The sequence below is a fragment of the Bacillus sp. S71 genome (genome assembly GCF_016625265.1).
Lineage (GTDB): Bacteria > Bacillota > Bacilli > Bacillales > Bacillaceae_G > Bacillus_A > Bacillus_A cereus.
In genome coordinates this window covers 332,548-346,457 of record NZ_JACVUW010000003.1, presented here as the reverse complement: position 1 = coordinate 346,457, position 13,910 = coordinate 332,548, and the positions used below count along the sequence as shown (strand labels likewise).

The following is a 13,910-nucleotide window of genomic DNA, read 5'->3' as shown; positions in this document are numbered from 1 at the left end:
GGTGGACACCTTAGTTTTTTAACTAAGGGGATTCATTGGAAATATTTAATTTAGTCATGGTTGCGATTTTAATCGCATTTACTGGATTTTTCGTAGCAGCAGAGTTTGCGATTGTAAAGATACGTTCAAGCCGTATCGATCAGCTTGTTGCGGAAGGAAGACGCGGTGCTTTAGCAGCGAAAAAGGTAACAACAAATTTAGATGAATATTTATCTGCTTGTCAATTAGGTATTACAGTTACAGCTATGGGATTAGGTTGGTTAGGTGAACCGACAATTGAAAAGTTATTACACCCGTTATTTGAGAAATGGAACTTAAATCCTTCTATTTCATCAGTATTAACATTTGGTCTTGCTTTTATGATTATGACGTATTTACACGTTGTAGTAGGAGAATTAGCTCCAAAAACGATGGCAATTCAAAAGGCTGAAAGGGTAACGTTATTATTGGCAGGTCCATTAATGATGTTCTATAAAGTAATGTATCCATTTATTTGGGTATTGAACGGTTCAGCTCGTGTGATAACTGGTTTATTTGGTTTAAAGCCAGCTTCAGAACATGAAGTAGCTCATACAGAAGAAGAATTACGTCTTATCCTTTCAGATAGCTATGAAAGTGGCGAAATTAATCAAGCTGAATACAAGTATGTAAATAACATTTTTGAATTTGATAATCGTATTGCAAAAGAGATTATGGTACCGCGAACAGAAATCGTTGGTTTCTACCTGGAAGATTCAGTAGAAGAACACATGAAAGTAATCCAAAATGAGCGATACACACGTTATCCGATTTTTGGAGAAGATAAAGATGATATTATCGGTATGGTCAACGTAAAAGATTTCTTTATTCGATATATGACCGAGGATCAAAAAGATTTATCATCTATTCGCTCGTATATGCGTCCGATTATTGAAGTGATGGAAACGACTCCAATTCACGATTTATTACTTCAAATGCAGAAGAAGCGAATTCCGATGGCTGTTTTATATGATGAGTACGGAGGAACAGCCGGAATTGTAACGCTTGAAGATATCTTGGAGGAAATCGTCGGCGAAATTCGTGACGAATATGATGAAGATGAAGCACCGCCAATTCAACATGTGAACGAGCAACATATCATTGTTGATGGAAAAGTGCTTATCTCAGAAGTGAAAGATTTATTTGGATTACACATCGAAGAAGATGATGTGGATACAATCGGTGGATGGATTATGATGCAAAATCATGAAATCGAAGAAGGACAACACGTTGAGGCAGAAGGTTATGAATTTAAAGTGTTAGAAAAAGACGCTTACCAAATTAAACGTGTTGAAATTCGTAAGATGGAACAAGAACAAGAAGAAGAGAAAGCAGCAACTGTGTAAGTTGCTGCTTTTCTTCTAAAGTACAAAAAATGAGAACTTAGGAGCGGATATTTTGATTCAAGAAGCCTTACGTGTATATCGATTACAATTGTATGTGATCTTTAGTGGTTTACTACTTATGTGGACGATTACTCCGTTTGGAAAACAAGTGACAGGGTTCGGTATTGGATTAGCAGTAAGCGCCTATTGTCTTTGGTTATTAGCTCGCAGAGTGGAGAAACTCGGGAAAAGTATCGTAATGAAGGAAAAGGCTCCTGGATTAGGAGTTTTAAACCGATTTGCTGCTGCTATTTTAGGAGCTATCATCATGTATGAAATTGAGCATGAAATGGAAATGTGGGCATTCGGTACAGGTATTTTAGGTGGTCACTTTTTAATGATTGCAAATTTAGCTTATGCAAATATGCAATTAGTGAAAGAAGAAGAGAAGCAAAGGGAACATGCTTCGAAAAATATAGAGCTATGATGAAAGGGACCTAATCGGGTTCCTTTTTTAGTTTAGCGATATTATACAAGTAATCAAATTAACGACAAATATAATACGCTTCTTTTTTGCGTTTTTCAATAGTATGAAAAATAATAAAAAAATTTTAAAAAACCCATCGATTTCTAAAGGTTATGTATGTTATTATGACAAAAGACTTTTTGAAAGAGGTGGATACCAATGTTACAAGCGCTACTTATTTTTGTGCTTCAAATTATTTACGTTCCAATTTTAACAATCCGTACGATTTTGCTTGTAAAGAATCAAACAAGATCCGCTGCTGGTGTTGGATTGTTAGAAGGAGCTATTTACATTGTCAGTTTAGGTATTGTGTTTCAAGATTTATCAAATTGGATGAACATCGTTGCCTATGTCATTGGCTTTAGTGCAGGACTGTTATTAGGCGGTTATATAGAGAATAAATTAGCAATTGGTTATATTACGTATCAAGTTAGTTTACTAGACCGTTGTAATGAATTAGTAGATGAGTTACGTCACTCTGGATTTGGCGTTACAGTATTTGAAGGCGAAGGTATTAATTCTATACGTTATCGCTTAGATATCGTCGCAAAGCGTTCTAGAGAGAAAGAGCTTTTAGAAATCATTAATGAAATTGCACCGAAAGCGTTTATGTCTTCGTATGAAATTCGTTCGTTTAAAGGTGGATATTTAACGAAGGCGATGAAGAAAAGAGCGTTAATGAAGAAGAAAGATGAACATGCATCGTAAAAAAGAGGAATAGTGCTGCATTAAAAGCGCAGTATAAGTCCAAATGTAAAAGGGAGGAATCTATTTTGATGTAGATTCCTCTCTTTTTTTATGAAAAATATTCATCTATTAATTCAAAAAAACTAAATCGTATAATTATGTTTTTTACTCATTCTCAAATTAATGATTAGCCATATAATTTGAAAAAATACCGGTATGATAAACGTGATTAATAAAACGATAAGTGATATTGATTTAATTTCAGGTGTTTGAATAACACCAGCACCATCAACATCTCGTAGCCAAATAATAGCGGCCCATATTCCAAAAACGATAATCCAAAATATGTTACCAATCCACCAAGAAATCCATCGTTTTTTCATGTTAGCACCCCCTACATTTATCTACTGTTAAAAGTATATTTTCTTTTGTTACATTTATAATGAAACAACTTTAAAATCAGTTTTTAACTGTATATCTAACTTGTTTGAAGGTTACTATTTCTCCATCATCATCATCGTCTTTCGTTTGTAAAAGTTGAACTTTTGGTTTGTAGTCCGTCCTATGAGCGTGTTCGATATCTGTAATGTTAAGTTTGTAGGATTCACCATTTTTTAGTTTTTGTTCCAACACTTTTTGATTAGCAACATAAATAAAAGTTACTTTATTTTCATCAATGCCTTTAGTTTTAATTTCTAATTCATTATCTTTTGCTGTGATCGTTGGTGTTAATAATTCCATACTGCCTTTCCCGCTTTCTAAAGAATTCTCTGCTATAGTTGAACATCCTGATAATATGATTCCAGTGAATAGAAGAACAGCTAATTTCTGTTTCATAACATCCCTCAATTCCATGTGATTTTTGATTTTGGTATTGCTAGATTACTAGTGTGGAGCGTAAATGTTTAGTTAGTACCCTCTTGATTGTACCATAATATGTAAAATGAAACAGGATGTATATCCAATTTAAGGGAGAATGAAAAATTTACTGATTGTTGTAAATTCGTATGTTTTAGCTTCTATTTCAATCGAAATGTAGACGAGAGAAAGAAATTTTTTTATAGAAATTATAATTTTTACATTTTACAATAATGATAGGGAATAGATGAATTCATTTACTTCGGAGGTAGTTATTTGAACATTAATGAGAAGGCAATTGAAATGTTTGAACAAAATAAATATGAGGAAGCAATGGAACTGTTTCAACAAGCAGTACATGAATCTAGAGACGTACAATCTCTCAATAATCTGGCTTGGATGTACTTTTATGAGGAAGAGAATGATGATAAAGCTCTTGAATTAATAAGAGAAGTTGTTAAGTTGAATCCTTCTTCATACTTTCCTTATAACATCTTAGGGGACATTTACATGAAACAAGAAAAATGGACAGAAGCGAAAGAAGCATTACAAAAGTCTATTTCGATTCAACCATCAGATGAAGCATATCATAATGTAGCTGTAGCGCATTATAACCTTGGAGAGCTGGAAAAAGCTTCAGACTTTTTCTTGCGAGTTGCAGGGGATTCGGACTATATCATGTATAGTTATGTAAAATGTTTAATTGATTTAGAACGAACGACAGAAGCAAAAGAGAAGTTAGATACTTTTAACAGGGAATCTGATAATTTTTTAGGGGAAATTAATGTAGCAGATTTATATGTTGAGTTGAATTGCTATAAAGAAGCAATTGAATGGTTCGAAAAGGGATATAAAGAATGCTGGAAAAGTCCTAATTGGATTGGTAGATTTGTGTATGCTCTATATAAAACGAATAATTTCTCCCGTATAAATGAAGTTATACGGGAATCTATCGAAGCGAAAACAGCAGAAATAGAAGATGTTCAGAATGAAGAAGTAGAAGAAAACTGGACAGAAAACGATAAGAAAGAGTTAATTGAGGAATATACAGAAGAGAATAATTGTTATAAAACAATGGTAGAACGTATCAAGTCTGGATATGTTCCAGGGTTAGAATTTGAAACGGATTTTATAGGTGGGTGCTATTTGTTTGGTTGTAAAAGGCATAATCATCTTGAATATGAACAATAAAAAGATTCGACTGTCACATATGATGGTCGAATCTTTTTATTAATAGAAGAGCCTGGACCATCGAGCTCATTTGATGAAGAACTAGCTGAGCTGTCTATGTCTACGAAATACTATTCTTTATATAAAGCTAGGATGGTGCCAACTACTTTTATTATTAAGGCGAGAAAGTAAAGTGCTTTATTTAAAAAAATAAGGTCAGAGGTGTACTTTTTTTATAAAAATGCATTTCATATAAAAAGTGTAATTATTTTTGGGGAGGGGGATTGTTGTGCGTCATCATAGAAATTGCAAAAAATTTGGAGTGGCACTGCCTCTTCCACTTATAGGAGCAACTGGTCCGACAGGTAATAGTGGTCCAATCGGTCCAACTGGAGGGCATGAAGGTCCTGTTGGTCCTACAGGGGTGACTGGACTGACGGGAGCAACTGGGCCCCAAGGTCCTCAAGGTATCAGGGGGATACAAGGTCCCCGAGGGACAACAGGAGCACAAGGAATACAAGGAGCTATTGGTGATACAGGAGAGCAAGGCATAACTGGCCCAACTGGTCTTCAAGGTGCTCAAGGATTAATCGGAAACCAAGGTCCAATTGGTGATATTGGAGTACAAGGATTAGAAGGAATACAAGGAGCTACGGGTCCTGCTGGTAGTCAAGGTATACAAGGCACACAAGGAATACAAGGGGAAATAGGTGAGCGAGGACAAACGGGAGCACAAGGAATGCAGGGAGAGAGAGGCATAACTGGAGTCTCGGGTGTAACTGGTCCACAAGGTTCTCAAGGTGTTCAAGGAATACAAGGAGAGCAAGGGGCTATTGGTATACAAGGAGAAGACGGCCTCCAAGGGATACAAGGAATTACTGGAGAGGAAGGGCCACAAGGAGCTCAAGGAATACAAGGTGAAGTGGGTCCAACTGGTTCTACTGGAATACAAGGTGCTCAAGGGATAAGTGGAATAAAGGGGATAACAGGTGCAATAGGTTTACAAGGCCCACAAGGTGTGCAAGGAATACAAGGTATAACGGGAGCAACAGGCTTTCAAGGGATAAAGGGAATAAGAGGTATAACGGGAGCGACGGGTAGTATTGGTATTCAAGGCTTAGAAGGACCACCGGGCGGTCCGACCGGAACAACCGGTCCAATTGGTCCATCTAGTGGAGTGACTGGTCCATCAGGTCCACCAGGTCCACCAGGAGGTCCACCAGGTCCAACGGGACCGACTGGTTCAACAGGTGTAAGCGGAGGGATAGGACCAATTGGAGCGCAAGGAGTGCAAGGTATAACCGGTCCAACAGGTCATCAAGGTGTAAGGGGAGCGCAAGGTTCCCAAGGTGTAGTTGGAGCAGTTGGAGTACAAGGGGCACAAGGTTCTCAAGGTAACCAAGGTATAACCGGTCCAACGGGTGCAGAAGGTTCTCAGGGAATACAAGGTCCGCTGGGAGTAACTGGTCCAACAGGTGCAGAAGGTCCTAAAGGTATTCAAGGTATTCAAGGTGTAATAGGTCCAACGGGTGCACAAGGAATGGTGGGAATACAAGGCGTATCCGGTCCAGTTGGTGTTACAGGAGCGGAAGGAACTCAAGGTGCACAAGGAATCCGAGGAGCAACCGGTCCTGCTGGAGCACAAGGAATCCAAGGCGTACAAGGAATTCAAGGGGAAGCAGGAGCAGCTGGAACACAAGGTCCTCAAGGGGTTCAAGGGATACAAGGGACTACCGGATTGACAGGTACACAAGGTGCCCAAGGTCCTCAAGGAGTGCAAGGAATAATAGGACCGACTGGAGCTATTGGTTTGCAAGGTACTCAAGGAATACAAGGAATAACGGGTCCAACAGGAGCTCAAGGAGTGCAAGGAATACAAGGTGTACAAGGAATTATCGGTCCAACAGGAGCACAAGGAATTAGAGGCCCCCAAGGAAATACAGGAGAAATTGGTATAACAGGACCTCAAGGAGTCCAAGGAGCGCAAGGTAGTCAAGGGCCCCAAGGTCCACAAGGAAATGTTGGAATTACAGGTGCAACGGGTGAAACTGGGGCTACTGGAGCAACTGGGGCAACTGGACCACAAGGTGTGCAAGGAGTGCAAGGGATTACGGGAATACAAGGAATAACGGGAACGACAGGAATTACAGGTGCAACGGGTCCGCAAGGAATACAAGGTATACAAGGAGTTCAAGGTTTGCAAGGCCCAACTGGAGCAAGTGGAGTGACAGGTGCTAGTGGTAGTATAGGACCAGTTGGAGCGCAAGGTAGTCAGGGGCAAAACGGAGCGGTTGGACCTACAGGTGCAACTGGTAGTGTAGGATCAATAGGCTTCTCGGGAATAGTAGGAGCGACTGGAGCGACTGGTTTACCTAGTGGGGGCGGTTATTTCTTTTCCACTGCAACGAGTGCAATTGCAGCGAATGCGCTAATACCAATCAATTCTGGTTCTACAATTTTTGGATCAGGAATTAGTTTAACAAGTGCAACAACTGTAACGTTGAGTACGCCGGGAATATATTTAGTAAGTTATTATTTTCAAGGTGATCCAACTGCCGGAAATGAAACGATTTCAGTAAGGCTGACGTTAAACGGAACACAAGTCGCAGGGAGTTTTATTTTTTATGTTACAGCAGGTTTTGTATTGGAACCAGCGATTTCTAATACGATGATAATTCAAGTTACTTCTTCAAATTCCACCTTGTCATTACAAAATGGTCCATTAGCTATTGGGCATGTAACGACATTAGCGGGAGTAATAACAGCTAGCTTAAACATATTACAAATAGTTTGATGCGTTACAAACGGGAGGAGATGCTTGTGAAGAATCAAGATAAGTGTAGCAAGTTTCAAGCACCTATTCCTTTTCCACCGCCAGGTATTACGGGGCCCACTGGACCAACCGGTCCAACCGGTGCTTTAGGTGGACCGACTGGACCACAAGGAATACAAGGCGTACAAGGTCCAATCGGTCCAACTGGTCCTCAAGGAATACAAGGAGTGCAAGGGGTGCAGGGAGAAAATGGTCCAACAGGCCCAACCGGTTTAACTGGACCACAAGGTTCTCAAGGTAATCAAGGACCTATGGGAGAACGAGGGCCACAGGGAATACAAGGTGTTCAAGGAATTCAAGGTGAAAGAGGTCCGACTGGTCCAACTGGTATTCAAGGGATACAAGGAATTCCTGGCCCAATAGGTCCAACCGGTCCAACAGGAATACAAGGTATACAAGGAATGCAAGGAGAAATCGGGTTAACAGGTCCAACAGGAATACAAGGTATACAAGGAGTACAAGGAGAAAATGGTCCAACCGGTCCAACTGGAAATACTGGTATACAAGGTGTGCAAGGTAATTTAGGGAGTAGTGGTTTACAAGGTGTAACAGGAATACAAGGAATACAGGGTCCGATTGGTCCAACAGGCCCAACCGGTTCTCAAGGGATTCAAGGGGAACAGGGTCCAATAGGGCCACAAGGAGAAACTGGTGTTCAAGGTTTACAAGGTCCCCAGGGAGAAATGGGGCAGGTAGGTCCAACAGGTTCTCAAGGAATTCAAGGAGTGCAAGGTGAAATCGGTCCAACAGGCCCAACTGGTTTACAAGGTGATCCCGGTCCAACAGGCCCGACAGGAGCAACTGGGATAACTGGTCCGACAGGTTCTGCAACAGGTCCGACGGGAGCAACAGGTCCAACGGGGCCACCGGGAGGCCCGACAGGTCCAACAGGTCCAGCAGGATCACCAGGGGGCCCAACAGGTCCGACGGGAGCAACAGGGGCAACAGGGGCGACAGGAGCAACAGGAGCAACTGGAATCCAAGGAGTGCAAGGAATACAGGGTCCAACAGGAGCAACCGGTTTAACAGGTTTGCAAGGAGTACAGGGGCCGATGGGAGCAACGGGTCCAACGGGTGACCAAGGCATTCAAGGACCTCAAGGTGTAATGGGAGTAACAGGTCCAACCGGTCTACAAGGTTTACAAGGGATACAGGGACCGGTAGGAGCAACCGGCCCAACCGGCCCGCAAGGTGTGCAAGGGGCACAGGGGCTAATCGGTCCAACCGGCCCACAAGGAATTCAAGGCATACAAGGTGAGCAAGGCGTAAGGGGAGCAACGGGTCCAACTGGTTTACAGGGGTTACAAGGGATTCAAGGCATACAGGGACCAACTGGACCCCAAGGAATCCAAGGAGTACAAGGGCTGAGCGGCATAACAGGCCCAACCGGTCCACAAGGAATTCAAGGCATACAGGGACCTCAAGGAAATATCGGTCCAACCGGTTCGACTGGAATCCAAGGAGTGCAAGGTCCAGAGGGTCCAACTGGTCCAACAGGGGCGACAGGACCACAAGGAATTCAAGGCATACAAGGTCTACAAGGCCCAACCGGTCCACAGGGCATTCAAGGAATCCAAGGAATCCAAGGGCCTATTGGTCCAACCGGCCCAACTGGACCGCAAGGAATTCAAGGGGTAACCGGTTCGACGGGACCAACCGGAGCAACTGGAGCAACAGGTCCAACTGGAGTAACGGGGCCTCAAGGTCCCCAAGGAATTCAAGGACCACAAGGAGTAACAGGTCCGACGGGAGCAACTGGAGAGACAGGAGCAACGGGCTCACAAGGTCCACAAGGAATCCAAGGACCACAAGGGATAACAGGTCCAACTGGTGCAACCGGCCAGACGGGAGCGACGGGTCCAACCGGTCCACAAGGAATCCAAGGTCCACAGGGTGTGACAGGAGCAACCGGAGCAACCGGCCAGACGGGAGCGACTGGTGCAACTGGACCGACCGGAATACAAGGCATACAAGGAATAACTGGAGCAACAGGGGGAACGGGGGAAACGGGTCCAACAGGTGCCACGGGTCCAACTGGCTTGACAGGAGCAACCGGATCATCTGCTATATCGACAGGTGGCGGATATTTCTTTTCTACATCAACAAGTACAATTGCTGCAAATGCCAACATTCCAATTAATTCAGGGTCCACTGTATATGGCACTGGTGTATCTTTAACTAGTGCTACGACAGTCACAGTAGCGACGCCAGGAATATATTTAGTAAGCTACTATTTTCAAGGGGATGCAAATGGGGGGAATGAGACAGTATCTGTTAGATTGCTATTAAATGGAACGCAACTAACAGGAAGTTTTATACAAAACGTAACGACATCAACTGTCGTAATCGAACCAGCCATTTCAAATACACTTCTTGTGAATGTGACGAGTGCCAATTCAACATTAATATTACAAAATGGCCCGTTAGGTGTAGGGCATGTGACTACTATAGCAGGTGCGATTACAGCAAGTTTAAATGTAGTGAGAATTTTATAAAGAATATAAAAAACACAAGGAATGTCTTTGTAAGACGCACCTTGTGTTTTTTAATATTAAATAAACATTTTCTTTATCTTTTTGGTTGAAAAATATGTTGAAAGAAGTATTTGTGATGTAAGTTATCTACAACTTTATTTGCTTGATATGTGCGGTGTTGTTCTAATCGAAGTCTTTGCTCCATCATTTTTATTGCGTGATCAGATAAACGTAACATAATACATTCTCCTTTTCTATAAATATAGGTGACTATTTGATATCGATCCCATATTTATAATTAAGGAGGCAAAATGTGTAACATAGGCAAAAAGCACCTTCCTCTCCCATTACGCTTACGAGGTTAGCTGTCGGACTCGGGAAGTGAGAGTTTCCCTACTTAAAAAAGATTCGCCCCAAGTAGCATAGCTACAAAAATGGTTCCCCCGCTCCAAAATTTGGACTCAGCAAAAGGTTTTATAAAGTAAAAAATAACATAAAGGAGCGAACGAGTCAAATTATTTTGTGTATTCTGTCTTTTTTAATTGCGTAATAATCATACCGTCAGGAAGTATTGTATCTGATACTGTAATGAATCCGTGTTTTTTATATAAAGTAATAGCAGGGGTATTCGCTTTACCCGTTTGTACAATATATGTCATAGAAGAAGGGAACATGTTAAATATATAAATTAGGAGTTTCGTTGCGATTCCTTTTTGGAAAAAATCGGGCGATACAACTAACCTGTGGATATCGATTAATTTTTCTTCTTGTACAAAAGAAATAAAACCGACAAGTTTATTTTCAGAAAAATATCCATAGAATGTTTCAACACAACTTTGAATATCGTTTACAGTATCATATAAACGAGGTATGGCAGTACTATTTAAATAGTCTGCTTCAACTTTATAAGCTGGAATTTGAACCTGTAAAATGGATGTTGCTACTTCAAAAGAAGTGGAATTTAACTTAAGAATCATAGATAATGAAGCCTCCTTTAAATATGGTATATGAATATAATTGCTTTATGGGTTAGTTTGACAATATTTTTCTTTTTTGCATATAATATATGTATCTCCATATGTAAAATAGTAGTAAATATATTTCTATAGTGAAATATGATTAGCAATGATAAATACATATGTTTGTATTGAATCATACAAACTATAATAGAAATGGAGGACTAAAAATGGGATGGATTATCACATTAATAGTTGGTGCTATTATAGGTGCAATTGCTAGTTCTATAACGGGTAAAAATTTCCCAGGTGGTATGTTCGGAAATATTATCGCAGGTTTATTAGGTGCTTCGTTAGGTGGTAGATTATTTGGATCCTTTGGGCCATCATTTGGTGGGATTCATGTCGTGCCGGCATTATTAGGTGCAATCGTGTTAATTATTATTGTATCATTTGTAGTGAAAGCTGCAAGGAAATAGATATATAGATTATGATGAAGAGCCCTGAATAAGGGCTTTTCATCATTCGAAGAGGTGGTTTCATTGGAGAAAATAAATATAAGAAAAAGAGATAAGTTAAGAAAGTTTTTTAGAGAACAAAATTATTTGGCGGTATTACTTGGATTTGCGTTATTGTTCATTAATATTTTATTGCTAACAAAAATATCATTTGTTTTTACACCGTTTATCGTATTTTTAAAAACAATTTTCTTCCCAGTACTATTAGCAGGTGTGCTATTTTATATTTTGCATCCATTCGTTTCGCTTTTAGAAAAGAAAGGTGTTTCAAGAATCGTATCGATAGCTTCCATATATTTAATCGTACTAGGATTATTTGTATTTTTAGTTGTAACGGTTATCCCTATTATTAAAGATCAAATTGATGCATTAATTGATAACTTACCGTATTTTGGCCATGAGATTGAACAAGCAGCACGTAGATTCGGGGAAAGTAATTTACTCGGTAAAATTCAGGAGAATTTAAATATTAATGTTGCGAATATGGTAAAAGACTACACAGTTGATTTTACAAAGTCATTATCATCAGTAACTGGGAATGTAACTGGATTTTTGAGTACTGTTACAGAGGTTGTTTTAACATTTGTAATGGTTCCATTTATATTGTTCTATCTTTTAAAAGATGGTGAGCAATTGCCGAATCACTTTTTAAAGTTTATTTCAGAGCAAAGACAACCAGCAGCAATGAGAATACTAGATGATATGCATTATGCGATTAGTTCGTACATTAGAGGGCAAATTATAGTTAGCTTGTTTATCGGTATTATGCTATTAATCGGTTACCTTATTATCGGTATTAAATATGCAGTACTACTCGCTATTTTAGCGATGATTGTAAATATCGTTCCGTACGTAGGACCAATTATCGCAATTACACCAGCGTTAATTATTGCGTTTATTGATTCACCAGGGATGGTTTTAAAGGTAATTATTGTAATGATGGTTGTACAATTAGCAGAAGGTAAATTTATTTCTCCGCAAGTTATGGGTAAGAAGTTAGATATTCACCCAATTACAATCATATTTATCATTTTAACTGCCGGAAACTTATTCGGGATTATGGGCATTATTTTAGCTATTCCAGGATATGCGATATTAAAAGTGTTAGTTACACACGGTTATAGATTTGTTAAGTTGAATACGTGAAAAAAGAGCTAAAACAGTGGGAACTGTTTTAGCTCTTTTTTATTAACAATTCATTTGCATATTGGCGCGCCCATTGATCCGCTTCTAATATAGCATCAAGTGAAGGATCTTTTACATTATGATGAGCTTCAACTGTTTTGTAAATTGTTTTTTCAATATCGAAAAAGGCAATTTCATTTTTTAAGTATAGTGCATTCGCAATTTCATTTGCTGCATTTAATACAGCGGGAGTAGTACCACCGATTTTGCCACATTCATATGCGTATTGTAGACAAGGGAACTTCTCTAAATCTGGTTTTTCAAAATGTAAACTACCGATTTCTAATAAATTTAATTTTTCATAGGAAGAAGGTAGCCGAGTAGGATAGTGAAACGCATATTGAATCGGCATTCTCATATCAGGAGCACCGAGCTGTGCCATAACTGATCCATCAATAAATTCTACTAAAGAATGAATGATACTTTCTTTATGAATCATTACATCAATTTTTTCATACGGAATATCAAATAGCCATCTCGCTTCCATTACTTCAAAGCCTTTATTCATTAATGTGGCAGAATCAATCGTTAGTTTTGCACCCATTAACCAGTTTGGATGTTTTAAAGCGTCCTTAGCTTGTAATGTTTGCATTTCTTCACGTGTTTTATCACGAAAAGCACCACCGGAAGCTGTTACAATTAACTTCTCAATCTCTTTATTATTTTCGCCGTTTAAACATTGGAAAATAGCTGAATGCTCACTATCTACTGGAATTAAGCGACATCCGTTTTGTTGCGCTAGTTCAGTTACGATATGTCCAGCTGCAACCAAAGTTTCTTTATTAGCAATAGCGATATCTTTCTTCGTTTTTAATGCCTCAATTGTTGGGAGTAATCCTGAAACACCGACAACAGAACTTAATACAAGATTTGAATCAGGGTGAGTAGCTACTGCGATTAAGCCATCAGTCCCGTGTGTGATTTTTGTATTTGCTGAAATACGCGTACGAAGCTTGTCTGCTAAGTCTTTTGTCGCAACGCTTACAATACGAGGTTGAAACATTTTGATTTGTTGCTCAAGAAGATCGATATTATAATTTGCGGTTAAACCGATGATTTTAAAATGTTCAGGATGAGCTGAAACGACATCTAATGCAGATGTGCCGATGGATCCTGTTGAACCTAAAATTGATATATATTTTACCATGAAAAAACCTCCAAAGTTGTTTCGAATATTTCTGCAAACCTATATAACATTAGACAATTGAAGTGGAAATTCCTGCTATATAAAATAGAAAATTAGGGTTTGTTTGGAAGTGAAATGTGATAAACTGTAAAAAATAACGAAAAAGCAATGAAAGAGAAGAGTACATATTCGAAACTTTTTAGAGAGCTGATGTGTGGTGGAAATCAGTAAGGG

General features: G+C 39.5%; 13 protein-coding genes, 1 pseudogene, 1 riboswitch and 1 other annotated feature (1 of these 16 running past the window's edge). Of the genes and pseudogenes, 9 read left to right on the top strand and 5 right to left on the bottom strand.

The window, feature by feature from the left end; all coding sequences use genetic code 11:
- Window positions 1-35: 35 nt before the first annotated feature.
- The 3 genes from IBT51_RS08675 to IBT51_RS08665 all read left to right on the top strand — a co-directional run bounded on the left by IBT51_RS08675 (window position 36) and on the right by IBT51_RS08665 (window position 2,577).
- Window positions 36-1,364 carry a hemolysin family protein gene (locus IBT51_RS08675; RefSeq protein ID WP_200458137.1) on the top strand — a complete coding sequence of 443 codons (1,329 nt, stop codon included), beginning with the start codon at window positions 36-38 and terminating at the stop codon, window positions 1,362-1,364.
- Between the two features lie 52 nt (window positions 1,365-1,416).
- Window positions 1,417-1,830: an ATP synthase subunit I gene (locus IBT51_RS08670; protein WP_000613876.1), complete on the top strand. Its 414-nt coding sequence runs from the start codon at window positions 1,417-1,419 to the stop codon at window positions 1,828-1,830.
- A gap of 198 nt (window positions 1,831-2,028) precedes the next feature.
- Window positions 2,029-2,577 (top strand): DUF2179 domain-containing protein, encoded by a 549-nt coding sequence (locus IBT51_RS08665; RefSeq protein ID WP_000938438.1) that lies wholly within the window; start codon window positions 2,029-2,031, stop codon window positions 2,575-2,577.
- Between the two features lie 122 nt (window positions 2,578-2,699).
- Here the strand turns inward: IBT51_RS08665 and IBT51_RS08660 are convergent, their stop codons facing one another.
- Both IBT51_RS08660 and IBT51_RS08655 read right to left on the bottom strand, forming a co-directional pair.
- Window positions 2,700-2,939 carry a DUF3923 family protein gene (locus IBT51_RS08660; protein WP_000747681.1) on the bottom strand — a complete coding sequence of 80 codons (240 nt, stop codon included), beginning with the start codon at window positions 2,937-2,939 and terminating at the stop codon, window positions 2,700-2,702.
- Window positions 2,940-3,015: 76 nt separating this feature from the next.
- Window positions 3,016-3,411, bottom strand: coding sequence for a hypothetical protein (locus IBT51_RS08655; RefSeq protein ID WP_200458138.1), 396 nt, complete (start codon window positions 3,409-3,411; stop codon window positions 3,016-3,018).
- Between the two features lie 279 nt (window positions 3,412-3,690).
- Between IBT51_RS08655 and IBT51_RS08650 the strand changes: the two genes are divergently transcribed.
- The 4 genes and pseudogenes from IBT51_RS08650 to IBT51_RS08640 all read left to right on the top strand — a co-directional run bounded on the left by IBT51_RS08650 (window position 3,691) and on the right by IBT51_RS08640 (window position 9,912).
- Window positions 3,691-4,605, top strand: coding sequence for a tetratricopeptide repeat protein (locus IBT51_RS08650; RefSeq protein WP_053563948.1), 915 nt, complete (start codon window positions 3,691-3,693; stop codon window positions 4,603-4,605).
- Window positions 4,606-4,647: 42 nt separating this feature from the next.
- Window positions 4,648-4,776 (top strand): annotated as a pseudogene (locus IBT51_RS27375) (ubiquinone biosynthesis protein UbiE); the annotation flags it as partial.
- A gap of 97 nt (window positions 4,777-4,873) precedes the next feature.
- The gene (locus IBT51_RS08645; RefSeq protein WP_200458139.1) at window positions 4,874-7,378 is read left to right on the top strand and encodes a collagen-like protein; all 2,505 of its coding nucleotides are present in this window, start codon (window positions 4,874-4,876) and stop codon (window positions 7,376-7,378) included.
- 20 nt (window positions 7,379-7,398) lie between these two features.
- A complete protein-coding gene (locus IBT51_RS08640) occupies window positions 7,399-9,912 on the top strand; it encodes a BC_3345 family exosporium-associated protein (protein WP_200458140.1) in 2,514 nt (837 codons plus the stop codon).
- A 73-nt stretch (window positions 9,913-9,985) separates the two neighbouring features.
- Here IBT51_RS08640 and IBT51_RS08635 read toward each other — a convergent pair whose 3' ends face one another.
- Together IBT51_RS08635 and IBT51_RS08630 are read right to left on the bottom strand one after the other, a co-directional pair.
- Entirely contained in the window at window positions 9,986-10,129 is a 144-nt protein-coding gene (locus tag IBT51_RS08635; RefSeq protein ID WP_000945246.1) for a hypothetical protein, read from the bottom strand.
- A gap of 96 nt (window positions 10,130-10,225) precedes the next feature.
- Window positions 10,226-10,368, bottom strand: a riboswitch (cyclic di-AMP (ydaO/yuaA leader).
- A 38-nt stretch (window positions 10,369-10,406) separates the two neighbouring features.
- A complete protein-coding gene (locus tag IBT51_RS08630; RefSeq protein WP_088025258.1) occupies window positions 10,407-10,868 on the bottom strand; it encodes a GNAT family N-acetyltransferase in 462 nt (153 codons plus the stop codon).
- 209 nt (window positions 10,869-11,077) lie between these two features.
- Between IBT51_RS08630 and IBT51_RS08625 the strand changes: the two genes are divergently transcribed.
- The gene (locus IBT51_RS08625) at window positions 11,078-11,326 is read left to right on the top strand and encodes a GlsB/YeaQ/YmgE family stress response membrane protein (RefSeq protein ID WP_069355969.1); all 249 of its coding nucleotides are present in this window, start codon (window positions 11,078-11,080) and stop codon (window positions 11,324-11,326) included.
- A 63-nt stretch (window positions 11,327-11,389) separates the two neighbouring features.
- Window positions 11,390-12,511 carry an AI-2E family transporter gene (locus tag IBT51_RS08620; RefSeq protein ID WP_053563951.1) on the top strand — a complete coding sequence of 374 codons (1,122 nt, stop codon included), beginning with the start codon at window positions 11,390-11,392 and terminating at the stop codon, window positions 12,509-12,511.
- A gap of 28 nt (window positions 12,512-12,539) precedes the next feature.
- On the opposite strand, the gene IBT51_RS08615 is transcribed toward IBT51_RS08620, so the two are convergent.
- Window positions 12,540-13,697, bottom strand: a complete 1,158-nt coding sequence (locus IBT51_RS08615; RefSeq protein WP_200458141.1) for a 1-deoxy-D-xylulose-5-phosphate reductoisomerase — start codon at window positions 13,695-13,697, stop codon at window positions 12,540-12,542.
- A gap of 138 nt (window positions 13,698-13,835) precedes the next feature.
- Window positions 13,836-13,910: a binding site (T-box leader), on the top strand (it continues 133 nt past the right edge of the window).